Genomic DNA, 22,712 nt, shown 5'->3' on the forward strand with positions numbered 1-22,712 from the left:
CAGCAGAGGCTTTCATGATTCCCCAGGGTCATTGGGCGGCGGATCACTCTTACACCATGCCTACGGGGGCGCAGCAAATCAATAGGCTCAGCGAATTTATCGCACCGACATGACAGACAATACGGTAAAATCATAATGATCCATACATCCCCGGGATTCCGGGTGCGCACCAAATTATCTTCCGAGCTCCACCGAATGCCGACAGCACCGGCAGGCACGCACCGCCTCGGACTCACCCTGCCCAAGCAGCGCCTTACAGCCAGGCCCCTCGCTCCCTTCGGGCAGCGGGGCTCCTGCTCGTTTCCCTGCCGTTTCCGCTACTGCGCTACGCCGCCCGAGTGGTCAGAGCGAGCGTGTGGATCGAGCGCCCCGCTGCCGGGGGACGTCACCACCACCTCGGTCAGATATCCGAGGCCGCCGTCGAGCCGCAGGCTCAACGACCGTCCGTCGGGAACCGAGAAACCGCTGTACGGGGAGGGTTCGTTACCCAGGGGCCGGGCCGCGACGCGCACGAACCCGCGTTCGCCCCCGCCCTCCTCCTCAACGGCATCGACGAGGACCCGGGCGAGGAGATCCACCGACGCACCATCTCCACCAGCCGCGTGTCCACGACCGCCAGCCACGTGGAAAAGTACCAGGGCTCGTCCGGATCGGACCCGTGGGGAACCGGGCTGCGAAACGTCCTCTCATCGGTGACGTGCAGGAGTTCGTCACCGTCACAGGACCAGCGCGCCTCCCGGCCCCCGGTGGAAACCGTGTACTCCCAGTGCAGCGGGTCGTCCACACCCAACCGGTGTTCGGACCTGGCGCCCTCTCCCCCGCCATGCGCATCGGCCCCACCGCGCACGAACGCCGCCCGGGCGTCGAAGGAACCGCTCCGGCTCACCAGGGTGAGCCACGACTCCACGTCCACACGCATCCCGAACTCCACTCACACCTGCGGGCGCAACAGCCATGAGGCGGACGCGACGTCCACGGCCCCACCCGTCATCTCCGTCAGCCACGCCGCGTGCACGACCGGGTGACCCGCGGAGTTCGGGGGATCGATCACGACACGGGCGCCCCGGGGGCTCCACCTCGCCCCCATCAGTTGTTCGCGATGGTGTTGCCCCTGACAGAAAGACTCCACTCGCGTGTGGATCTGGTCGTTGGTCGCATGCGAGGGACGGGGAAGGTCAACACGGACACGGGAGAGGAGATCAAGCGCGATAGGAACCCCATCACCAGAACCCGAATCTGACACCGGTGATTTTCCCCTGAAGCAAGAAATGAAACCCAAGGCCTATCGCACCAAATACCACCCATTCGCCAAAAACAACGACAGGTTGAACGGACGCAATTTCCGCGAAGGTATCGCAGGGCTCCAGCCCCTTCGACCCGGCGTCGAAGTGCGGGCACGCGGTCGTGACGTACTACCCGTCAGCGGTTTCCAGCCCGGACACCAGGAGGTCGAGGAACTCCTCGGGGCGTTCGATCTGGGGGCTGTGTCCAGCTCCCTCCACGACGTGCTCCGTGTAGGCACCGCCCGCCGCGGCGTAGGCGTCCAACACATGCCGGGTCTGCGCCACCATCGGCTGCGGCGGTGCGGCGTCCGCGCCCGGCCAGCCTTCGACAGCCCCGATCGACCCCAGGTAGGCCAGATCGTGCAGCGAGGTGTCGGAGACGATCACGTCGTCCGCGCCGCGGATCCACCGGATCGGCGGCTTGGGGGCGATCGTGTGCAGGTCGTCCAGGCGGCAGTGCACCGGGGACATCGCGTTGAGCACTCCCTGGTCTCCCGGCAGCACGCCGGGCCACACCGGGCCCTGGCGTACGTCTCCCGGGTAGTGGGCCTCGCCCACCGCGGTGGAGAGCATCGATTCGACGTAGGTGTCCAGGTCGGCCGGGTCCTCGGGGGTCCAGCCGGGGCGCACGTACGCTCCCAGCAGTACCTGGCGGGGCGAGGTGGGAGCTTCCCCGGAGCGGTCGGCCGCGGCCAGCCGGGAAACGAAGTCCGGGTTGGCGCAACCGCCTCCGCTCCCGGCACCGGAGGGATCATTGAGCGCGCCGTCGACGCCGTGCGTCCCGCCGAAACCGTACGGGGAGACCGGGTTGACCAGGGTCAGCGAGCGCACCCGCCCGGGGGTGTCCCGCAGCAGCCGGGTCACCACACCGCCGCCCATGCTCCAGCCGACCAGGTGCGCCCGGTCCAGGTCGAGTGCGTCCAGCAGCGCGCGTACGTCGTCGGCGTAGTCACCCAGGCCCCGGCGCGCGTCCACCGCCTCGCGCGGGCTGTCCCCGAATCCGCGCAGGTCCACGGCGAGCGGCCGGTACCGCTCGGGCAGGGCGAGCATGGTGCGCTGCCAGAACAGCGCGGAGGAGACGTTGCCGTGCACGAACACGACCGCCTCGCCCGCACGGTCCAGGTGCAGGAGACGGGCGCGCAGCCGGTCGGTGTCCACGTGCTCGGACACCACCGAGGGCGACAGGTGGTTCATGGGGTTCCTCCTACTGGAGCCAGGCGGTGACCTGGTCGCGGACAGTGGGGTGCCAACCGAGTTCGAGGTGGTTGACGGTGGCGGCCAGGCGGGTGCCTCCGACGGTGGAGACACCGGTGGTGTCCAGGGCGCTGTCGACGAACACCACCCCGTCGCTGGGGGCGCGCGTCTCGTTCCAGATGCCGACGACCGTCGGTGCGCCGCCCGCCAACAGGTACACCGGCACCTCCGGCGGGGTGCCCGTGCCCTGGATCTGTCCGATGAGCGAGCCCGCGTCGACGGCCGCCTGGATGCCCGGGCCCCGGGTGAAGACCCCCTGGCCTCCGTAGTAGGTGGTGTACCAGTCCTGTGCGGCGGTGTTGACCCCGTACTGGTGGTCCCACCGGGCGAGCATCTGCCTCTGACCGGGGTAGGCGTCCCAGCCGGAGTCGGGCACGAACGAGAACTCCGGGTGGTGGGTGTACTGGCCGTAGCAGGTCATCCGGGTGTGCGGAGAGGGCGCGTTGACGGTCCCGCCGCACTCGGGCCAGATGGAGAAGTCGTGCGCCCACCCGTGCGCGAACGGGTAGTCGTAGCCGCCGTTGGGACCGCCCAGCAGGATCAGACGGCCGACGTCACCCGCGTACTCCGTCCCCCATTCGGGCACCACCGACGACACGTACATGCGGGCCGACATCATCCCCTTGCTCCACCCGATGACGTCGGCACCGGAGACGCCGAGCTTGGCCCGGATCACCGCCAGCGCGTTGCCGACCTGCTGGGCCTGCATGAGGTTGTCACCCTGCTTGTGCGCGAACCCGATCGCGAACACCGCGTAGCCCTCGTCGGCCAGGTCCTGCATCATCCCGGTGGAGGGGCAGCTCGCCCTGCCGCATCCGTAGTCGCCGGACTCGCCGGGGTCGGCCCAGGCCCGGTCGGGGGTGTCGTTGGCCCCGTGCACGAGGAGCACGGCGCCGCGCGGCGCGGTGTCCCAGCCGGGGGCGTGGTAGAGCAGGAACCGTGACGAGTCCGGCTGCGCGGTGCCGAAGAACGCGGCGCGCTGACCGTCCTGGTCGCCCCGCCCGTCGGGCGGAAACTGCTCGGCGGTGAACCCGGGGCGGGCGTCCCGGTAGTGCTCCACCCGTTCCCAGCCGTTGTCGACCGACGTGTGCGTGCTCTGCAACTCCAGGTGCGAGGGCAGGACGGCGGCTCGGGCGGGAGGTGCCGCCAGCACCCCGCAGAGCAGGGCGAGGCAGGCGGACAGGGCGAGCACCGTCCGAGCTGCGGGCGGGCGGGGTCTGCGCGTGGGGGATGTGGGCACTGGCGCCTCCTGTCGGTCACTGCTGTGATTGTGCCGACTGGATGTGAGCTGGGACATGTGGCCCGTGAGCACAACCGAGGCCTTGGGAGTGTGGGGATCCTCGATGGCCGCGCGGCGGGCCCGCCCGTCCCCTCACGTCCCGAAAGCCGCCGCTCGTGCTCGCGAGGATGATCCCGGTGGACACCTCAACGGAGAGCCCGCAGGAGCTTCAGCGACGTTCCCAGGGGAGACGCCACAGGAGGTTCGTCAATTCCGGGAGTGCTCGACCCCCTGGGTCCTCATGGGGCCGATGCCCGCGCGGTCGAAGGCCTCCATAACCAGCTCCTTGGTTCGGTAGGTTCCGAATCGGGCGATCTCGTTGTTCTTCAGACCGCCCTTCGCCGTCTGGAAGGTCTCCAGGACATACTCCGTGTCCTGTCGGTCGAGTCCGTAGAGGTGGAAGCAGTAGGCGTCCAATTTCGCTCGCAACTCCGCTCTGCGCTCCTCGTCCCAGGGGAAGGGCGGGCCGGTACAACCGAGGTCGCGGGCGAGCGGGGCCATGTCGTGGGTGGTGTAGACGAGTTCGAGCACGCGGGGCACCAGGAAGTCCAGGTGGGGTTCGAACTGTTCGGGGGTGGGCACGGGAAGCTGTTTCCAGGTCATGAGGGACATGTGCGCGCCGTTGATCTTCTGGCGGGCGACGAAGTCGAAGACGAGCGAGCTCTGCACCGCGCACAAGGCCGCGACCAGCCGCGGGCTCCGTTGGACGAACATGAGGGGAAAGGTGTGTCCGACGGCCGCGCGCGGCAGCAGGGCAGGGATCGCGGTTCGCTCGTCATTGGAACGGCTGATGTCACGCCAGCCGTAGAGCCATTCCCGGTCCCAGCCGACCCCGGACAGCCGTGTGTCGAGGCCTTCCCTCGCACCGTCGTCCTCGGGAACCCAGTAGCGGGGCAACGGCGCGTACTCGGAGTCTGCTTTCTCGGACCGCTCCGGTTGTCGTGCGGCCCCTGCTGGTGTGAAGCCGTTCCACCGATGATCGAAGTGGTGGACCATCTTCGCTTCGTAGAGCGGCGACATTCGGCTGCCTTCGCGTTCGAAGGCGTTCCCCCGCAGCTGCCACCCCTCCCCCTCTAAGTCGGCCCTGGTTCGGAAGAGCCCGGAGTCATCGGTCATATTGAACAGATTCTTGAACCTGACTGCCCAGGGGTTCCCGTCCCTGCGCCCCTCCTCCCACAGCACCGGAAAACGCCGGTAGACGGAAAGGGTGAGGTCGGCGTCGCGCCTGGAACCGAACAGCGGGAGTGAGCCCGTGTTGGGGCTGAGCAGTGAGATTTCGTCCGCGGTGAGTTCGAAGTTCCGGCGCCCGTCGTCGAGATGTGCAGGTTCGTGGAGGAAGAAGGCGTAGTCCGCCACAGGCACGGGGCTCTGGGAGCCGTGCAAGGTCAGCAGTGAGAAGCGGTAACTAGAATGCACCCCGGGGAACAGCTGTTTCAGGTTCTCGAAGTCGTACAGCGATGCGATCGACCGGTCTCGGGTCAGGGTGGCGAAGAGCTCCTGGGCCCCGGCCCCCGTGGCAATGGACGTGGGCACGATCGCGCCGATGCGGCCTTCGGGCTTGATCAGGCCGGTGAACAGCTCGACGAAGAGGTGGTCCACCTGGAGGGTGTTCACCCCCTTGACGGTCAATCCTTTCGCGCACGAGGGGAACCCCTTGGAACGTCCGGCGAAATGCAGGGTGGACTTCACCTGACGTCGCGCAGACCGGTACCGCTCCGCTTCTTCTGGGAAGTCACGCTGCCACTGGGCGATCGCCTCGCGGCGGGCCAGTCCGGCGATGCCTGCAAGCGAGGGTTGCACCACGCTGAAGTACTTCTTGTCCTCGAAGTCGAGCTTGTCCCAGGGCGGGTTCGAAAGCACGCAGTCGAACCCGCCCTGCCAGCCCGGAGCGCCGTTGCTACCACCGCCTAGGTCGTCGCAGACCGGGAAGATGTCGGGGAACTCCAGATGCCAGTGGAAGAAGCGGTAGCGGTCCCGGAGCCGCCTGATCTCAGTGTGGGTGGCTTCGGTCTCCGCGGCGTCCTCGGGATCGAAGAGTCTGCGGAAGGTTTCGTCGGTCACCGGTTGCGGTGCGCCCTCGACCTTCTCCCACAGGAAGGTGGCGCACCAGGCGTCGGCTATGTGCACGGCCCTGCGGTAGTCGGCCGATCGGCGCCAGACCCGGTAGACCTGTTCCTGTTCGCGGACGTCCCGCAGGCTGCCCACCTCGATGGCGTAGAGCCCGTGGAGCCCTTCGGCGTAGGTGGTGTTGTCGACCTTGACCGCGTCGGGTTCAGTGTCGAACAGTGCGGCCTGACCGGCGCGTTCGAGGCTGTTGGCCCTGCCCAGTGCGGCCGCGGCCTTGCGGTCGTCTCCTTCCACCGGGGTGAAGGCTGCGTCGGGGATACCGCCGCGTAGCTGTGCCGGTGTCGCGCCGATGAGCGCGTTCCCGCATTTGAGGTGGGGGGCGAGCAGGTCGAGTGGTCGGCCCGGGGCCATGCCTTCGAGCCACAGCGACATCTTCGCCACGTCAAGCGCCATGGGGTTGATGTCGACTCCGTACAGGCAACGGGCGACCACAGTGTGGAGCGCTCGGCGGTAGGCCTCCTCCCCCGGTTCGGGCGTGCCCTCGCGGACGGCCGCCACCCGCTTGGCGATGCGCTGGCCCGCGGCCACCAGAAAGTGCCCGGATCCACACGCTGGGTCACACACCGTTACGGAGAGGAGCGACTCCGCGATGGTATCCGCTTCATCGAGTTCGGGATAGTTGGCGGCCTGGTTCGCCCCTCGCTTGACCGCCTCGTCGAGAACGGGTTCAAGGGTGGTGTCCAGCAAGCGGGAGATGAGGGAGGACGGGGTGTAGTAGGAGCCCGTCATCTTGCGCGCGTTGCCCGCGCGGTGGACGAGGTGGAAGGAATGGTCCGCGGGCCGGTACTCCGGCAGGTCCTCCAGGAGCGATTCGTAGATTGCACCCAGCTCTCGGGAGGAGAGCGTACGGAACGAGACCGGCCGCCAGCGCCGGGTTCCGGGGTCACGCACCCGTGACAGCCTGCGGACCGCGCGCAGCAGGGCCTGGTTGCTCAAAGAGGCCCCGTCCAGGCAGCGATCCTCTTCGGTGCGGGTGAAGAGCCCGCCGAGGCCCACCAGGCCGAGTTCGGGGCGGCCGTCTTCGAGCCCGAGAGCGTCCAGGACGATGCGCAGTGTCGTGTGCAGGTCCCGGTGGTGACCGCCTCCGCCGCCCCGGTCGGCGACCCGTCGCAGTCTCGCGAAGGAGAAGTAGTCGGCGTAGCGACCGAGGGTGCGCGGATCGGTGTGCGGTGGGTGGAGGAGGTCGCGCTCCTCCACGACGGCGAGGAACAGGATCCGGAATACCAGGCGCAGCAGGGCCGTGTGGAGTTCACCGACCTTCGCCGGTTGCCGCAGGTGATGGTTGTCCGGGTGGCGTAGGAAGCCGGTGCCGAGGATGGCCAGGGCCTCCTCGACGTTCTGCCGTAGCGCGTCCAGGGCCTGGACGCCGGAGCGCAGCGCCTCATCCCGCCAGCGTTCCATCAGGCAGGTGGACGGTGGTTCCCCGTCGAGAACCTCGAACCTGGAGGCGTGGAAGAGCCGCCACAGGCCGATGAACTCGTGGACCAGTTCCCCCTCGAAGATCTCTTCCAGGTCGACGGAGAGGTAGGCGGACCCGGCCAGGGAGGTGGAGTCGCGGAGCAATCGCAGTTCGCGGCCGTTGGTGACCAGACCCCAGAGATGCGCTTCGGTGCGGTTCAGGCACTCCTGCATCTGCGACTGCGGGGAGGCCGAGCCGTCACGGCCGCGTGCGTCGAGTTCGGTGTCCCAGGGCGCCACCGTGATGAGAAGGCGCTGGTACCGGTGGGTCATCGGGAATACCCGGCCGGGGTCGTCGTCGGCCGGGATCCCGGAGATCCGCAGGCCGGCCAGGCGCCCGAAACCCAGCGCGACGAACAGCGGTTCGACCCATCCACGCAGCGCGGAACGGGTGGGATCTGCTGGCAGTTGCCCGTGCTCTTCACGGCCGGGCAGTGTTCGGCGCAGCACCCACCAGGCACCGCGCAGTTCGTGCCACAGGCGCTCGGCCTCGTCCTCGACCGACCGGGTACCGATGGCCCCGTAGTCGGCTGGTCGACCGCCTTCGACATCGCGGCCGTCGAAGATCCGTAAGAGCATGTCGGCGGGCATGATGCTGCCGACGCTGCGGACTGCGGACAATGACAAGGGCAGGGTCGAGGGGGGCATCGACACGTCCTTTTGCAGGGGGGAACTGCGGGGAGCGCAGGTGCACCGGCACCCGCATCCACAGGAACACCCGCACGCGCACGAAAGGAAGATCCGAAGGTCGCGTTTGAAGCCTTGGGTAAAATTCCGCTTCGCCCCAATTGCCCCAGGAGGGAAGTGCTGTCACACTAGCCCCCGCGAACTCGGCGGGAAACCGGAATCAGATCCGGGTCCAGCCGCCGCAGCTGCTGGTTTCGAACGCCACGTCCGAACCGCTGATGGTCACGACCTGGCGGCCGCCGCCGAAGTTGTTGGCGATGATCGAGTCCAGGGTGCCGCCGGTACCGGACAGCCGGGCCCAGTAGCAGCTGGAGGTGCCCTCGGAACGGTAGGTCCCCGGTGAGATCTCGTCGCCGACGAGGAAGGTCCCGGTGCCGGGGAAGCTGTTCTCCTCGGCCTCGGTCTCCAGGCCGGTGACCTCCTCCTCACGGGTGTCCAGGTCACCTTCCCGCTCGTCGAGCTCCTCGGAGAACTCGGTCAGTTCCTCCTCCCGGTCGTCGAGCTCTCCCTCCCGGGTGTCCAGTCCCTCCTCACGTTCGTCCAGCTTCAGGATCGGACCTTCGAGCTGCTCCAGCTCCTCCTGCAGGCCGTTGATGGTGTCCTCGTGGTCAGCTTCTCTCACCAGGGCCTGTTCCAGCTCGCCCCCGGTCGACTCGTGCTGTTCGGACAGTTCCAGGTACACCGGGGCGTTCTCAGGAGTTCGCAGCGACCACCCCAGAAGGGTTCCGGCGCCGAGCGCCCCGACCACGAGCAGCACCAGGGGCAGGGGCGGCCTTCTGCGACCACCCTCCTTCCCTTCATCGGGCCCGTCGTCCTCCGCACGCACGGCATCATCGGACTCGGACATGGCAGATCACCACTTTCCCGGCGCCGCGGCACCGAACCTGAGGGCCAGGGGACGGGTTGAAGACCACCCTCAACATGACAACAGCCAAGCAACACATGAAAGCTACGTCAACAGCAATCAAGGTACGAAACAATCACGAGGTGGGCACGATCTTGAGATCGGCTCATCGCCGGTCCCTGCGCGACGACCGGCCCCTCACCGTGTCATCCCCCACAGCACGCGTGAGAGGGGATCATCCGGCCACCCGGAACGGAATCCCGCGCTGTTCAAGGAATGCTTGAACCCGGGGAAGGTGATCCGTGCAGAGAGCGAAAGCCAGCAGGCGGCGAGCTCGAGTGGCCCCGACGTAAAGGACGTTGCGGTCCTCCACGAGCTCCGGGGTGCTGGGACGTTCCTGATCCAACCAGGAGGCCAGCAGCTCCTCGCAGCGGTTATCCGCGGTCGGCTTCGGGATGACGACCAGCACCGCGTCAGCCTCCTCACCCTTGACCTGGTGGATGCTCGTGACCCGCCCCACCTCCACCGGCGCATCGGCCCGGGGACAACCGTGACCACCCACCTGGTAGGCGGGTTTGTCGTCCCTGCCCGCCTGCCGGCGCGCCCAGCGGGGGTTGTTCTTGGGGGTGACGAGGTGCGGGCCGGGGCTGTGGCGCTTGAACACCTCCTTGGCCTGTTCCATCCACTCCCCCATCACCTGGTCCAGGGGCGGTAGGTCGCGTAGCACCAGGGACTGGCTCCGGGCCAAGCCCTGCGCTGTGACCCCGTACCTCTCCAACCGGTCAGCCTCGGGCAGGTCGTCCTTCCCGCACCACACGTCCAGGATGGCCGCTCCGGCCCGCTCTCGCTGTTTGGCCGGGGGAGCCCCGGCGTTCAGGACTCCGACGGCCCAGGCCAGCCTGCCGGTATGGGACGCGGGCGACTTAGCCGCTCCGGTGAGGTCCTTGGGCAGGGACGATCTGCGGTGAGCGATCACGAGGCGCTCCGCCTTGGGAACCCCGAGTCGGGCGGCCTCCTCGCAGAAGGCCCGGACGTGATCGGTCCCCCGGCTCGGCAGGGCAGTGAGGAGGATGGGAACGCTTTCGCCCCGGTGCGGGCCGGCGGCGGTATCGGCCTCCCGCTCGCTCGTGCGCAGGGTCGCGGCGAGGTCGCAGATGGTCTGGCTGGAGCGCCAGTTGTGCTCCAGCCGCAACGACCGCTTCGCATCGAGGAGGTCGGGGTCGTCGATCGCGGCTACCGTGTCCCGGAACCCGTAGACGGCCTGGTCCGGATCGCCGACAAGCATCAGCGGAAGGCCCCGGGCAACCAGCTCCCGGATGACATTGCGGTCTTCGACTGAGCAGTCCTGGGCCTCGTCAACGACGAGTTCGCTGAACCGGGTGGAGAGCACTGACATCACCGCCTCGGACAGCTCCGGCTGAGCGAGGATCCTTAGCGCGAGGTCCCGGACGAGGTCCCCCGTGACGTATCCCTCTTCGAACAGCTCCTTGATCTTCTGGGCCGCCCACAGCTGTGGCCCGTAAGAGCCGCGTCCCCGTAGCTTGTGGCGGGATGACTCCATCAGCGTGGCCGCGCCCACACGTATTCCCTCGACCCCGGCGAAGGCGAAGTCCTCCAGATTCAGTTCACCGTTGCTGGCGCCGGGATGGTCCCGCCACGATTCGAGCCGCCGCCACGACCGTCCGCCCTGCGCGAGGGGACGCAGGTAGGGGCGCACGAGGTGGAGCCAGATGAAAGTGTCGATCGTACCGATGAAATGCGGGAAGCCAGCAAGATCGGGCTTTCCCGCCGCATGGCAGCGCTTGCGAAGCTCACGCCCCGCCACCTTGGTGAACGATACGATCGCCCGCCCTTGACGTGCGGGCAGAGCACGATCCAGGTGTCGGTCCACGATGACGCGGGTCTTACCGGCTCCGGGACACGCCACCACACTCACCGGTCGCGACGGCAGCGTCTCGACATCGATCACCGCCCGCTGCGCGGTCCGAGCCTGATCCTGCAATTCCGCTCCAGCCTGCTGGGGTTTCGAGTCAGCGCGCATCGACGGGCTCCCCCTGGGTGATCCACTCGAGAGCGTCCCGGAAGTACTTGGGTGGGATCAGGTGTCCGTCCGGTCCGATCTGCGCCGAGATCTCCAGGAGGTCCTGGGCGAAGTCACCCTTGCGAGCTTTGTGCTTACCGAACAGGTCGGCGAACGCCCTGGCCCGCGCCTCCTCCGGCTCAGCGGGCAGCGCAACCCAGTCATCCGCCCACGCATCACGACGCTGGTTCCTCCATGCCTCCTGGAGAAGGGGGACGTTGCGCTCGTCGGCCGCCAGCAGTTCGGGTTCGAGCGTTGTCCGGTTGGCGTAGACCCGGGCAACGTCATCCGAGGCCTCCAGCTCGGTGAAGAGGTCTCGGAGGTCACCTGGGCGGTCCACCTTCCTCTTCTCGTCCAGGCCGAAGAAGTCCCCGTCGGTGATGACCGCGACCTGCTGGGCGATGCGGTGGCCGCTCCCGGGGTCCTTGGTGAGCAGGACCCGGAGGTAGGGCTCGAAGTCCACTCCGTCGATCGGCACCACCGCTGTTCCCCGGAAACGCTGCATACCGGCTCGGTCAAGGATCTGTTCCGCGAAGGCCGGCGCCAGGATAGCTTCGGCGATCCCCTCCAGCAGGAGTACACGAGGGCCGAATAGCAGGGTGCTGCGTGTGGCGTTGAGGTACTGGCGGACCCTGCGCAGGCTCGCGTCCTTGAGCCCGAGCCCGCGGACGGCGACCGCCTTGGAACGGTACTCCGGTAGGCGTGCCGTCGTGGCTTCCGGCAGTGCCTCCTTCTCAGAGCCCTCCTTCCCTTCCTCCGGCACGCGACGGTGCCGTTGAAGCACCACGAAGCTCTCCGGCCCGACGGCGGTGGCGATGTGGGGTGAGTGCGTGGTGACCACGACCTGGATACGTCCCAGCCACTCGTCGCCCACGGCTTCGCGCTGGTGGCTCTTAGCCGCTTCCTCGACGAGGTAGTCCATGAGGATCGTCTGCAACTGGGGGTGCAGGTGGGCTTCGGGCTCCTCGACCAGCAGCAGCGTCAGGTCGGCCTCGGCGGCGTCCTGGAGCTGGGTGAGGACCGTGGCCATGAACAGCAGGTTGGCGTAGCCCAGGCCGCTCTGAGCGAGGTCACGCGGATCCAGCCCGACCTGCTCCAGACGGAGACGCAACGCACGGGTCACCGACGCGAGGGAGGTCTCGGCGAAGCCGACTCCCACCTGCTGGTGGTGAGCTCCCTCCGTGAGCCTGGTCAGTCCCTTCTGGACGTGCTCGGCCGCAGCGGACAGAGTCGGCATCTCCTCGATGATCTGGAACTGCTTCTCCACGTCAGCGATGAAGCTCTGCTGCTCGTCTTTATCTTTGAGCAGTCGCTCGACCACGTGCTGGATACGGCTGCCCGTGCTGGAGGCCAGCTCGCGCCGGGCATCGCGCAGAGGCGGCAGGTACAGGTGGCGGATGCGCTTACGGGCGGCGGGTTCGGGGTCCTGGTCAGCCGTGTCCGTCTCACCCGCCTGCCAGGAGAGCTCTCCCCTTTGGCTGCCGGTCGGAGGCGGTGTGTACGTGAGCCGATAGCTGATCGAGGTCCGGTCGGCGTTGAGAGCCTGGTTGTAGGACGCCAGGTCACTGACGTTCCGGGAGGTGTAACGCCCCACGAACTCGATACTCCGCGGGCAGTCGGCCCGGTGCCCTTCCGCGGGGCATCCGTCGCGGTACAGGTCGTCACGTTGCAGGTGGAGGTCACGCTTGCCGTCCAACGGCTCGGTCAGATGGCGGATGGCGTCCATGACGTTGGATTTGCCCGCGTTGTTCTCCCCCACCAGCACGGTCACACCGCGTTGGAGGGTGACGGTCTCGTCGGCGAGCGACCGGAAGCCCTTCAGCTCCAGTTGACACAAGTACACAGCATAACCTCATTATTATGTGAACGTCGCTAACAGTTTCCTACTGTACCTATGACGACCACACCGTGATGGTGGTTCCCGAACGACGAGATTTTTTTTCTGAGGATCTGCGCCGGACGGCATGCCCTCCTGAGCTCTCGCCAAGCTGCTGACGGCAGCACCTGGCACTTCGGGTGAGCAGGCCACCGGAGTGACGACGTGCATGACAAGGATCTGTTCCGGGACCTGTGACGAGAGCGTCGACGTGAGATCCGGGAGGTCGGTCCTGCGCGATTCCAGACAAAAGGCGGCCACCGCTGGGCGAGGCGGTCATGGATGTCCCTGCCCGGAGGTGCCCGGTCCGTCGGCGGTACTCATGAGCGACGACGCCGAAACCCAGGCAGGGGATCGCGGGGAACCGATCCGGGACAGGTGTTGCGACGCGGCTCTGCCCTGGTTCGATGGCGGATGGTTACAGCAGGAACGCGGCCAAGTGATGGGCGACGGCCCCTGCCAGGGCGGTGACGGTGTAGGTGACTAGGTGTACTGACCTGAGAGGTTAGGTACGCGGGAGGCGGGAGGGCCGCTGATCGCGGTGTGGAACCGGTGGTGATTGTACTCGTGCAACCATCCGGTGAACGCCTCCCGCTTCTGGCTCTCGCTGGTGTAGGGGCGGGCGTAGGCCCATTCATCGACCAGGGTCCGGTTGAACCGCTCGACCTTGCCGTTGGTCTGGGGCCGGTAGGGGCGGGTGCGCTTGTGTTTGACGCCCTGGTCGGCGAGCAGGTCCCGCCAGGCGTGGGACTTGTAGCAGGCCCCGTTGTCGGTCAGTACCCGTTCCACCGTGATGCCGACCGAGCTGAAGTAGGCGTGGGCACGTTTCCAGAAGCCGGTGGCGGTCTCCTTCTTCTCGTCGGCCAGGAGCTCGCTGTAGGCCAGACGGGAGTGGTCGTCCACGGCGTTGTGGATGTAGGCGTACCCGGCCTTGGAGCGTCTCTTGCGGCCCTGGGGTCGTCCCAGCGCTCGGTGTCCTCCTCCGACAGGGATGTTGCCGAGCTTCTTGATGTCCACGTGCACGAGCTCACCGGGCCGGGAGCGCTCAAAGCGGCGCACCACACGACCGGTGGCCCGGTCGGTGTGGGCCAGGCGGACGCACTTGTAGCGGGTCAGCACGCGGTGGACGGTTGAGGCGTGCATGCCCAGGTGGCCGCTGATACGGGCGGGTCCCCAGCGTTGGGTCACGCGGAGTTTGATGACGCGGCGTTCACGGCGGGTGGGGTGCGCCGGGGTGAGTGGTGTGGGCGGCTGGAGCGGTCGCCCATCCCGGCTTGGCCGTGGGTGCGGTAGCGGTCGGCCCAACGTTTGGTGGTGCTCACGCTGGTCTGGAAGCGTTCGGCGGCTCGGCGTAGCGGCCAGCCGTCTTCGACCACGCAGCGGGCCAACGCCAGGCGTCCGGCGGGTGTGAGACGGGCATTGGCATGGGTAATGTGGGTCACGGAGGGCCTCCTGATCTACTTCAGGTGTTGATCTAGACAATCCACACCTATGTCGGAGGCCCTCTCTTGCTGTCAAATCACTGCCGGGCTGGACTCAACCTCCGTGGTCAGTACAACTAGGCACCACGGAGTGCGGCGGGGATCGCAGGCTGCACAGGTGCGTGGAACCAAGGCGGCGAATGGTGTTCCCGTGCCCGAGAACGGCCTCCTGAAGGCGCGTCTTTTCGGTTCATCCTGCGTGGGCAGCACCTTCCCTGAAAGCGTGCTCCACGCGCAGGCGCTGGGTGTGGTGCATGTCCAACCCCGAGATCTCCCCAGCCGTGAACCAGCCCACCTCGTGCGACTCGTCGCTGACCGCGGGTCCTCCCCCGACCACCCGGGCCCGGAAGCACACGTTGAACTGGCGGCGCACCTCCCCGTCGCTGTAGGCGATCACGTGCCGGGCGTCGGTGTAGGTGCCCACCAGCCCCGTCACCTCCACCTCGTAGCCGGTCTCCTCGCGCACCTCCCGGACAGCCGCCTCGGGCAGGCTCTCGGTCATCTCCATCACCCCGCCCGGCATCGCCCAGAGCCCGTTGTCCACCCGCCGCTGCAACAGCAGACGGCCCGCCTCGTCGAGGACGGCCGCGCTGGCCGCCACCACCAGGCTGTTGGGCACGGGGGCGTCCGGGTCGTCGTAGTACTCGGTTCTGGCCATGTGCTGATTCACTCCTCAAGTGGTCGGGCCGTGTGCCATACGGCGTCCATGCTGGCGGTGTAGGCGTCGAACATTCCTCCGGCAGCCGTGCGTTTCAGCCGCAGCAGCGGATTGCCGTAGGCGTTGACCCCGTACAGGTGCGTGTTGACGTACATCTGGTCATCGGCCCGGTAGAGCGAGTTGTACAGCGTCGTGGAGTGCACTCTCACCGCGATTCCAGGAGTCGCTGTCAGGGGCCGGTAGTGCATCGCGGCCAGGTGGCATCGGGACTGGATGCCGTGGCCGAAGCTCTCCTCCTCACCGCGCACACGTACGGCCTCGCAATCGGGGTCCCCGATGAGCACACGCACGCGAACGCCGCCCCCGGCCTTTTCTCTGAGCAGGTCGTTCCAGCCGGGAATCTGTTCGTGGAGGAACAGGGCCGCGTAGACCAGGATGTCGATCGACCTCTCAGCAGCTGCGAACACGTCCCGCCACTGCTCGGCTGAGACATCGGAGCGGTGGCGGTGGACGGCCACCAGATCCTCGTCCGCGGCCGCCGTTCTCTTGCTCCGCCGTTCCAGGGAAGGCCAGAGTTCACGGGCGTCCGTTCCCAGTGCACGCGCGACCGCGTGGGCGTTGCGGCGGTGGGGCACGCGCCCGGTACTGATCCAGCGGGCCACTGTCTTGGGGTCGGTGCCCACATGCGCGGCGAGAGAGGCTGCTGTGTGCCCGGACTGCTCCAGGCAGACGCGCAGACGTTCGTTGGGGGGCATGGGGACGTTTCTACCGCACCGGAGACGTCCTTCGAGGCGTCCTTGGTGCGGTAGCGGCGTCCCCCGGAGCGGGAACAGACTTGGGCTCCGCGAACAACACCAGCAAGGGAGCGATCAGCGATGCAGGACCAGAGCCGGCCAGTTGAGGCACCTGTGTTCGAGTCGGACGACGACCTTTCCGTCGTGGTCGAACTCGGGGATGCAGTGGAACTGACCGAGGGGACCAGCAGCAGGAGCGGTAGCGAGGACAAGCGCTACAAGTACCAGTAGGCCGGTTACGGGACCGGTGGACGTGCCCCCGAGGACAGGAGAGACATGGAATGGTTCGGCGGGGTGGTCACGGCCACCGGCTCCCCTTCTCTACGGCCGACAGCACCCGCCTGGTCCCGGGCGATCCCCTCCGGGGAGCTGTGGACGGCGGGCCCGGGTTCCGGGATGGCCGTGACCACCGCTGAGACCGGCCCCCTGCACGGGGCGGTACTGGGCACTCACACGGTCTCCGCCCTCTGCCTGCGCGCCTGGCTCTCGGGAGACTGGCGATCCGGACCGCCCACCTGGTCCGGCAACTACACGGTTCTCGTCGCTCACCAGGAAGGGGCGAGCGTGTTCACCGACCCGGCCCACGCGCTACCGATCCACTTCTGTGAGATGGAGGGTTCTACGGTGTGGGCGTCCTCCAGCCGTGCCCTGTCGGGTCTCACCCGTACCGGAGTGGACCCGGCGTGGGTGTCTGGTCTGCTCCTGGATCCAGTGGGAGCGCACGGGACGGAACACAGCGCCTTTCAGGGGGTTCGCACCGTTCCTCCGGGGCACTGCCTCACGGTGCGCTCAGGAGAGCGGGCCACACTCACCCGCTGGTGGTCTCCGCCCAAGTGCTCACCCCGAAACGAAGCCGCACAGCTGTTCAAAGACGCGCTGGAAAAAGCTGTGGCGGTACGGATCGCACAGGCAGAACACCTCTCCTGCGACCTGAGCGGGGGCCTGGACTCGACCACACTGTGCCTTCTCTCCTCGAAGCAGGCTGCGGGCACACAACCCCTCACCGCCTGGACCGTCCACCCGGCGTCCAGGGACCACGGCGGCGACATGGACCACGCACGTGAGGCGGTACACGGACGAGCCGATGTGAACCACACGCTGTTGCCCCTGACCGAGGCGGAACTCCCCTACGGCGGCTTGGACCGGGTCCCGCCAACCGACGAACCCGCTCCGGCCACCATCACCAGTGCCCGGCACGTGTTGGCCTACGAGCGGATCCGCGCCGGCGGAAGCACCCTCCACATGAGCGGCGACGGGGGCGACGCGCTGTTGATGCAGTCGCCCGAGCTCACACTCAGGCTGGTTGCGCGCGGCCGAGTGGTCCGCGCTCTACGGGATCTGTACGGGTGGGCCAAGCTCGATCGCCAGAGCCCGCTCGGCATGCTTTCGCGTATGGCCCGAAACGGGCACAGGTCCTCCCCGCACTGGCTCGCCCCGAAGGCAGAGAACACGTCCGTGGCCGGTCCAAGCCGTCGCACCGTGGAGTTGCTGCGCGGCGACGCGGAACTGCTCGCGCTGCGCGGCATCGGGCGCACCGCCCACGCCGACGCGCAGTTCGCCGCGTCCTTCGGGGTGCGTCTGGAGGCTCCGTTCCTGGACAGGGCCGTGGTGGAGGCCGCTCTGACCTTCCGTGTCGGGGACCGGGGGTCGCCCTGGAGCTACAAACCGCAGTTGACGGAGGCGATGCGGGACATCCTGCCCGAGGTGATCGCACGTCGCCGCACCAAGGGCGGCACGGACGCCGACCACCACCTGGGGTTGCGTGCGCACCTTCCCGAGGTGTCGGCGCTGCTCGTCGACGGCTGGCTGGCGGGCCACGGCCTGATCGATCCGCAGGCAGTACACGAGGAACTGCGAGCAGCGGCTTCGGGCAGGGAGACACCGTGGGGACTGTTGGAGCCGGTGGCCGCCGCCGAGGTGTGGGCGCGTGCGGTCGAAGCGAGCCCTCCGACCGTATGGACCCGGACCCCGGCGCGGCAGGAGGCGGGGAGATGACTCTTCCGCCCTCGCTCTCCCCCGCCCCGCACCTGAGGTTGGTCTGCTTTCCGGCTGCATGCGTCGCACTGGACGTGGAGAAGGGGACGGTACGGCTGTTCTCCGGGGAGGCCGCTCGGGCCGTTGCGTACCTGCGGGGCACCGGGGGCTCTTGCACCGCGGCTCTTCCTCCGTCCCCCGTGCGGGAGCGGACCCTCGTGGCACTGGTGGATGCTGGGGTACTCATGAGGGGCGGGGACTCCGGTGCCTGGGACAACGTCAGGCCGGGAGTACCCTCCTCCCCCAGCTGGGGCACACGTGACAGCCCCGCCGCGCTCGCGCAGCTCCCCCGAGCTGCCCTGCGCTGGTACGTCCTGGGGAGTCTCGCGCTGCTGACCGTGCTGGGCGGGGGGTTTGGCGGCCGCAGGGGCGCTTTCACCCGCACCCGGCGGCTGGCCCGGACGGCGGCAGGCGTCACCGACCACACAGCAGCGGTGGAAGCAGCGCACGCAGTGCGCAAAGCAGGCCGCTTCCTGCCGTTGCGCGTGGCATGTTGGGAGGAGGCTGCGGCGATCAGTATCGCCCTGCGCTGGGCGGGCTACCGGGCCGCTTTCCGACACGGAGTGGCCACCGATCCGGTGCGGTTGCACGCCTGGGTCGAGGTCGGCGGCCGAGCGGTCGCCGAGTCCGACGACATCACCGACTACACACCCTTCGAGGAGTCCTGTGAGTGACATCGCCGAACCGGTCCTGTGGGCGCGGGCCGAGGGCATCGCCCTGGGAGCGCTGCGCGCCGACCTGGCACGCGAGTACTGGCGGTGGGAGAGCGACCCGGGCGCGGTGCTCGGGTACGGGCGGCAGGTGCCCGAGAGTCCCGAGTCGCGGGCCGAAGGGCTGGAGCACCAGTTGCGCGGAGCTCCCGACCAGGCCCGGTTCACCGTCTACGACCTGGGCGGGGACGAACCGGCCCCGTGCGGGCTGGCCAGTCTGCTCATCGACCATCAGGTACGCAGTGCCGAGTTCGTCCTCGTCGTCGCCCCGGAGGCCAGGGGCAAGGGTGTGGGCACCACGGCCACACGGCTGACGTTGGACTACGCCTTCCACGTCATCGGTCTGGAGATGGTCTGGTTGAAGGTCCTGGAACCCAACACCGCAGGACGCAACGCCTACGCCAAAGCCGGGTTCCGGGAGGTCGGCACCATGCGCAGCGCCGGGGTCTGGAAGGGGAAGCGTTGCGGCGAGGTGGTCATGGACGCACTTCCCGAGGACTTCCCCTGGCCTTCAGTGCTCGTGGACGAGAACAGCTGAGGGAAAGGCGAAGGAACGAGTGGAGGCCGCGCCGGGTGGGGGTTCCGGCGCGGCCTCGCTGGGGTGCGGTGGCGGGCGGCTACAGCAGGACCGTGGCCAGGTGGTGGGCGAGGGCGCCGGTGGCGGCGGCCAGGGCGTAGGCGGCCAGACGCCAGCCGGTGAGGGAGCAGGGTTTGCGGTGGCTGTGCGGGCGGCGCGGGAGCGGGGGTTTGGGGCGCGGCCCGTCGTCGGGAGCCGGGCGGGGGCGCGGTACGAAGGGCGTCGGCGGACGGGCTGGTGGACGGGTCGGCGGAGGCGGAGGGTCGCGCGGCTCTTCGGGGGCGGGGGCCGCCTGTCTGGTCAGGCGGGCGGCGTGCGTGGCCATCCAGGGCGGGACTTCGCCGTGCTCCACCCGGTAGCGGACCTTGGGGTGCTCCATCATCTGGTCGAAGAGCTCTTCGCGGGTGGCCGGCACGGGACGCCTGCCGGTGCGGGTGTGGGAGAAGCGGTGGCCCCGGGGTGCGGTGAGGACCTCCCGCACCCCGGGGTCGAGCTGGGGGCCGGTCACTGGGTGAGCTCCGGGAGGGAGAACTCGGCCCAGGTCACGGTGCCGAGGGCGTCGCAGAAGGGGAAGTCCAACACCGCGCGGGTGCCCCAACGGTCGGCGAGGTGGTGGATGAGCAGCAGGCCGCGGCCCCGCTCGGCCTGGGCCCACTCCTCCAGGGTGTGCTCGGGGATCTCGGGGCGGGCGGAGGCGTCGGCGTCGGTGCGAGTGCCGTCGTCGACGACCGCGACCTGGACGGTGCTGGCGGTGGGCATGTGCAGGGTCCGGATCACTCGGCCATCGGGGTCCTGGCCGGAGCGGCTGTGGTCGACGGCGTTGGCGAACATCTCGCTGGCGCAGAGCACCATGTTCTCGCTGGTCTCGGCGGGCAGCCCGGCCAGCCGGTGCAGGTCGGCGGCCAGGTCCGAGCGGACCCAGGAGGTCTGCGCCAGGTCACCGGGGTAGACCCGGGAGGACCAGCGCCGTCCCGCGAAGGGCGGGGTGGGTGTGTGGAACGGGGCGCGCACGTACGGCACACTGGACATGTCGATCTCGCTTTCTGACTCGCAAGGTGTGGAACTGGGTCGGCCTGCTCTGGGGGTGCGTCAACACCCGCCAGAGCTTTTTTGCGTGTGGGTTCGGTTTCAGGGGCGCAGGGGTTCAGGGGTGCAGCGCGCGGCGCTCAGGGGTGGGCACACGGGCGGCGATCTCGGTGACGCGGTGCAGGGAGTCGTCGGCGGAGAGCGCGACGCCCTGGAGGGTGGCGTAGAGGTCGGTGTAGCCCTTGACGAGAGCGGGCTCGCTGATTACGTGCCCGGGGCCGCGCGCGTGCGGGGAGTAGACGAGCGTGTGGGCGGGCGAGAAGGAGAGCGTCCAGAAGGCCCCGCGCAGCCCCGGGTGGTAGGGCGTGCCCGTGGGGATGATGTGCACGGTGATCCGGTCGGACTGCGCCAGCCGGTGCAGGTGGAGGAGCTGGGCCCGCGTGGTGTCGGCGTCCGCGAGGGTGCGGGTGAGCGCGGTTTCGTCGATCACCAGGCAGTGGTGCGGAGCGGCCCCGCTGGTGGGGAGCAGCCGCCCGACATGGGGCCGGTCGTCGTCGAGGAGTAGGGACTCCATGGGGCGTTCCGCGCGGTGGAGAGCGGTCGCGTAGGCGTCGGTGAGGTAGGGCTCGGGGAGAACGAGGGGTGCGTAGGCCCGGACCTGGAAGGCCTCGGGCAGGACGTCGGTGATCGTCACGCGGTCCTGGAACAGGGTGGCCAAATGGGCGGACCCCCAGGCATCCCAGAGCTCCCCATCGAGGTAGAGGTTCCGGTCCAGGTCCTGGGCCACCCGACGCCCGGGGTCGAGAGCTCCGGTTTCGATTTCCTGGAGCATCTCGCTGGTGACGTACACCTGTGCCGCCAGGTAGTCGAGGGAGAAGTCGTGTTCCCTGCGAGCCGCCCACACCCGCGCCCCGAACCCCTCCCAGTGATCCAGAGTTCCCCCGCTGTCTACTGCCCGTATCCCTCGTCCACCCACCACGTGACCTCTTCTCCGTAGCTCCACGAACTCCCGGCTTCACCGACTGCCATCAGTGCTGCTGGGGTTCGTCTCACCACCTAAGCTAGAGAGCGGCCTTCAAAGTTACAAGGCCTGCATTTAAAGTGGTCCGCATTATGAACACGTGTCCTTTTTCTGGTTGGTGAGATGATGACTACGACCCCCGCCAACCGGCGCGACGTCGATGGAACGAAGGAGGCCGTCGTGGCCCAGGGCTCCCCCGTCCGAAGGCACTACCTGGTGAGTCAGCTCAAGCGCCTCAGAGCTCAGGCCAAGATGTCCCAGGAGCAGGTCGCGAAGGAGCTGGGGTGGGACACCAGCAAGCTCTACAGAATCGAGAACGGCCGGTTCGTCAGACTGACCACCGAAGCCGTGGCAGCTCTCTGCCGCCTGTACGGGTCGAGCGACGCGCTCCGAGAAGAGCTGGTGGAGATCGCCAAGGCCGCGAGAAAGCAGAAGCCCTGGTGGTTCCAGCACGAGGACGTAGCAGGCAACGCCTTCTACAGCCTGGAAAACGAGGCCACAAAGATTCAGGAGTACGCCATGGGTGTCATCCCAGGCCTACTCCAACATCCGGATTACGTGGAAGCCCTCATGTCCAGAGGGCTTGTCAGTGATCCCGAGGAGCGCCAGAAGCGCGCGGCGGCCAGGATCGAACGCTGCAAGAGCATCTTGGATCGCGAAGTCTCACCGCGCATCTGGTCGATCATCGACGAGTCGGCACTGCGCTGTCTGGTCGGCAGCCCTCAGGTGATGCGAACCCAGTTCCAACACCTCATGGATCTGAACAAGCGCCCGAACATCGACATTCAGGTGCTGCTACTGTCCAAAGGCATGGCACAGCCCTGTGGCTACACCTTGCTGCACCTCGGCGAAACTGACCGGGTCGGCTACATCGATGTTCTGCCGAGCGGGCACTTCTTTGAAGGCAGCAAGGAGCTTGCCGACCATGCGCACAGGTTCGAGCACATGCAAGCGGCTGCCTTGCCATTGGATGAGACGCAAGACTTCATCCGTCACCTGGCGGAAGATCTGGAAAGGCCCTGATGACTGAGCACGAAGCAACTACGGCGTCGACTGTGCCCGCCAGCCCTTGGCACACCGCCAGCTACAGCGCCGAGAGGGGCACATGCGTAGAGGTTGCTGAAGGGTCTACCACCGGGGTCCGTGACACCCAAAACCGTGAGCTCGGCGCACTGTTCTTCGGTGCCATCGAGTGGCAGGCTTTCCTGGATAGCGCCCGCATCAACTCTTGATCGGAGACCTGATGGCCGAGTGGTTCAAGTCCAGCTACAGCGGCGGTGACAACAACTGTGTTGAGGTGGCCCATAACCCCTGGCACACCGCGATCTATACGAACGACCGCGGCGCTTGCGTCGAGGTTTCGGAAGGACCAATCACCGGCATTCGGGATACGAAGAACCGTGAACTCGGCGCGCTCTTCTTCGAGGCGCTCGAGTGGCGTGCCTTCCTCTCCCCCAATCAGCACAGCGTGCGCTAAGCACCCCTGAAACCCACGAGGCCCCGTCCACTCAACATCCGAGCGG

Annotated in this window: 19 protein-coding genes and 1 pseudogene; 7 read left to right on the forward strand and 13 right to left on the reverse strand. The window is 67.8% G+C overall.

Annotation, left to right across the window (positions count from 1 at the left end; translation table 11 throughout):
- Positions 1-317 precede the first annotated feature (317 nt).
- The 10 genes and pseudogenes from HNR07_RS09500 to HNR07_RS09545 all read right to left on the reverse strand — a co-directional run bounded on the left by HNR07_RS09500 (position 318) and on the right by HNR07_RS09545 (position 15,782).
- Positions 318-578, reverse strand: a complete 261-nt coding sequence (locus HNR07_RS09500) for a hypothetical protein (RefSeq protein WP_184364437.1) — start codon at positions 576-578, stop codon at positions 318-320.
- An 834-nt stretch (positions 579-1,412) separates the two neighbouring features.
- Positions 1,413-2,477, reverse strand: a complete 1,065-nt coding sequence (locus tag HNR07_RS09505; RefSeq protein ID WP_184364438.1) for an alpha/beta hydrolase — start codon at positions 2,475-2,477, stop codon at positions 1,413-1,415.
- Positions 2,478-2,487: 10 nt separating this feature from the next.
- Positions 2,488-3,777, reverse strand: a complete 1,290-nt coding sequence (locus HNR07_RS09510) for an esterase/lipase family protein (protein ID WP_221318762.1) — start codon at positions 3,775-3,777, stop codon at positions 2,488-2,490.
- A 246-nt stretch (positions 3,778-4,023) separates the two neighbouring features.
- Positions 4,024-8,049, reverse strand: coding sequence for an Eco57I restriction-modification methylase domain-containing protein (locus HNR07_RS09515; protein WP_184364439.1), 4,026 nt, complete (start codon positions 8,047-8,049; stop codon positions 4,024-4,026).
- 199 nt (positions 8,050-8,248) lie between these two features.
- Complete coding sequence (locus tag HNR07_RS09520) at positions 8,249-8,935, reverse strand: hypothetical protein (protein WP_184364440.1); 687 nt, start codon at positions 8,933-8,935, stop codon at positions 8,249-8,251.
- Positions 8,936-9,167: 232 nt separating this feature from the next.
- On the reverse strand, positions 9,168-10,973 hold the full coding sequence (locus HNR07_RS09525; protein ID WP_184364441.1) for a UvrD-helicase domain-containing protein: 1,806 nt from the start codon (positions 10,971-10,973) through the stop codon (positions 9,168-9,170).
- A complete protein-coding gene (locus tag HNR07_RS09530; protein ID WP_221318763.1) occupies positions 10,963-12,855 on the reverse strand; it encodes an ATP-dependent nuclease in 1,893 nt (630 codons plus the stop codon). Before HNR07_RS09530 ends, HNR07_RS09525 begins: the two co-directional genes overlap by 11 nt.
- Positions 12,856-13,371: 516 nt before the next feature.
- Positions 13,372-14,321 (reverse strand): annotated as a pseudogene (locus HNR07_RS09535) (IS481 family transposase).
- Between the two features lie 238 nt (positions 14,322-14,559).
- On the reverse strand, positions 14,560-15,027 hold the full coding sequence (locus HNR07_RS09540) for an NUDIX domain-containing protein (RefSeq protein WP_184364444.1): 468 nt from the start codon (positions 15,025-15,027) through the stop codon (positions 14,560-14,562).
- An 8-nt stretch (positions 15,028-15,035) separates the two neighbouring features.
- The gene (locus HNR07_RS09545; RefSeq protein WP_184364445.1) at positions 15,036-15,782 is read right to left on the reverse strand and encodes a helix-turn-helix domain-containing protein; all 747 of its coding nucleotides are present in this window, start codon (positions 15,780-15,782) and stop codon (positions 15,036-15,038) included.
- A 153-nt stretch (positions 15,783-15,935) separates the two neighbouring features.
- On the opposite strand from HNR07_RS09545, the gene HNR07_RS09550 reads away from it, so the two are divergent.
- The 4 genes from HNR07_RS09550 to HNR07_RS09565 all read left to right on the forward strand — a co-directional run bounded on the left by HNR07_RS09550 (position 15,936) and on the right by HNR07_RS09565 (position 19,103).
- The gene (locus HNR07_RS09550; protein WP_184364446.1) at positions 15,936-16,052 is read left to right on the forward strand and encodes an albusnodin family lasso peptide; all 117 of its coding nucleotides are present in this window, start codon (positions 15,936-15,938) and stop codon (positions 16,050-16,052) included.
- Between the two features lie 45 nt (positions 16,053-16,097).
- Positions 16,098-17,816 (forward strand): albusnodin/ikarugamycin family macrolactam cyclase, encoded by a 1,719-nt coding sequence (locus tag HNR07_RS09555; RefSeq protein WP_184364448.1) that lies wholly within the window; start codon positions 16,098-16,100, stop codon positions 17,814-17,816.
- A gap of 197 nt (positions 17,817-18,013) precedes the next feature.
- On the forward strand, positions 18,014-18,529 hold the full coding sequence (locus HNR07_RS09560; protein WP_221318764.1) for a lasso peptide biosynthesis B2 protein: 516 nt from the start codon (positions 18,014-18,016) through the stop codon (positions 18,527-18,529).
- Positions 18,522-19,103, forward strand: a complete 582-nt coding sequence (locus HNR07_RS09565; protein ID WP_184364450.1) for a GNAT family N-acetyltransferase — start codon at positions 18,522-18,524, stop codon at positions 19,101-19,103. Before HNR07_RS09560 ends, HNR07_RS09565 begins: the two co-directional genes overlap by 8 nt.
- A 79-nt stretch (positions 19,104-19,182) precedes the next feature.
- Here the strand turns inward: HNR07_RS09565 and HNR07_RS09570 are convergent, their stop codons facing one another.
- The 3 genes from HNR07_RS09570 to HNR07_RS09580 form a co-directional block, all read right to left on the reverse strand.
- The gene (locus tag HNR07_RS09570) at positions 19,183-19,650 is read right to left on the reverse strand and encodes a hypothetical protein (RefSeq protein ID WP_184364451.1); all 468 of its coding nucleotides are present in this window, start codon (positions 19,648-19,650) and stop codon (positions 19,183-19,185) included.
- Positions 19,647-20,171 (reverse strand): ATP-binding protein, encoded by a 525-nt coding sequence (locus tag HNR07_RS09575; RefSeq protein ID WP_184364452.1) that lies wholly within the window; start codon positions 20,169-20,171, stop codon positions 19,647-19,649. Before HNR07_RS09575 ends, HNR07_RS09570 begins: the two co-directional genes overlap by 4 nt.
- Before the next feature lie 115 nt (positions 20,172-20,286).
- The gene (locus HNR07_RS09580) at positions 20,287-21,147 is read right to left on the reverse strand and encodes a helix-turn-helix domain-containing protein (RefSeq protein WP_312893708.1); all 861 of its coding nucleotides are present in this window, start codon (positions 21,145-21,147) and stop codon (positions 20,287-20,289) included.
- 165 nt (positions 21,148-21,312) lie between these two features.
- On the opposite strand from HNR07_RS09580, the gene HNR07_RS09585 reads away from it, so the two are divergent.
- From HNR07_RS09585 to HNR07_RS09595, 3 genes are read left to right on the forward strand one after another with little or no spacing between them, the layout of a single operon-like run.
- Positions 21,313-22,212 (forward strand): helix-turn-helix domain-containing protein, encoded by a 900-nt coding sequence (locus HNR07_RS09585; RefSeq protein ID WP_184364454.1) that lies wholly within the window; start codon positions 21,313-21,315, stop codon positions 22,210-22,212.
- Entirely contained in the window at positions 22,212-22,421 is a 210-nt protein-coding gene (locus HNR07_RS09590) for a DUF397 domain-containing protein (protein WP_184364455.1), read from the forward strand. The genes HNR07_RS09585 and HNR07_RS09590 overlap by 1 nt, the downstream gene beginning before the upstream one ends.
- Positions 22,422-22,432: 11 nt before the next feature.
- Positions 22,433-22,666, forward strand: coding sequence for a DUF397 domain-containing protein (locus HNR07_RS09595; protein ID WP_184364456.1), 234 nt, complete (start codon positions 22,433-22,435; stop codon positions 22,664-22,666).
- Positions 22,667-22,712 lie beyond the last annotated feature (46 nt).

Origin of the sequence: Nocardiopsis metallicus (assembly GCF_014201115.1) — a bacterium.
In the GTDB taxonomy this organism is placed as follows: Bacteria; Actinomycetota; Actinomycetes; order Streptosporangiales; family Streptosporangiaceae; genus Nocardiopsis; species Nocardiopsis metallicus.

What these genes read in the sequence shown, in the direction of transcription:
- HNR07_RS09505 (WP_184364438.1), bottom strand. Translation starts at nt 2,477, where the DNA reads ATGAACCACCTGTCGCCCTCGGTGGTGTCCGAGCACGTGGACACCGAC.
- HNR07_RS09515 (WP_184364439.1), bottom strand. Translation starts at nt 8,049, where the DNA reads ATGCCCCCCTCGACCCTGCCCTTGTCATTGTCCGCAGTCCGCAGCGTC.
- HNR07_RS09520 (WP_184364440.1), bottom strand. Translation starts at nt 8,935, where the DNA reads ATGTCCGAGTCCGATGATGCCGTGCGTGCGGAGGACGACGGGCCCGAT.
- HNR07_RS09525 (WP_184364441.1), bottom strand. Translation starts at nt 10,973, where the DNA reads ATGCGCGCTGACTCGAAACCCCAGCAGGCTGGAGCGGAATTGCAGGAT.
- HNR07_RS09540 (WP_184364444.1), bottom strand. Translation starts at nt 15,027, where the DNA reads ATGGCCAGAACCGAGTACTACGACGACCCGGACGCCCCCGTGCCCAAC.
- HNR07_RS09545 (WP_184364445.1), bottom strand. Translation starts at nt 15,782, where the DNA reads ATGCCCCCCAACGAACGTCTGCGCGTCTGCCTGGAGCAGTCCGGGCAC.
- HNR07_RS09555 (WP_184364448.1), top strand. Translation starts at nt 16,098, where the DNA reads ATGGAATGGTTCGGCGGGGTGGTCACGGCCACCGGCTCCCCTTCTCTA.
- HNR07_RS09575 (WP_184364452.1), bottom strand. Translation starts at nt 20,171, where the DNA reads ATGTCCAGTGTGCCGTACGTGCGCGCCCCGTTCCACACACCCACCCCG.
- HNR07_RS09585 (WP_184364454.1), top strand. Translation starts at nt 21,313, where the DNA reads ATGATGACTACGACCCCCGCCAACCGGCGCGACGTCGATGGAACGAAG.
- HNR07_RS09590 (WP_184364455.1), top strand. Translation starts at nt 22,212, where the DNA reads ATGACTGAGCACGAAGCAACTACGGCGTCGACTGTGCCCGCCAGCCCT.
- HNR07_RS09595 (WP_184364456.1), top strand. Translation starts at nt 22,433, where the DNA reads ATGGCCGAGTGGTTCAAGTCCAGCTACAGCGGCGGTGACAACAACTGT.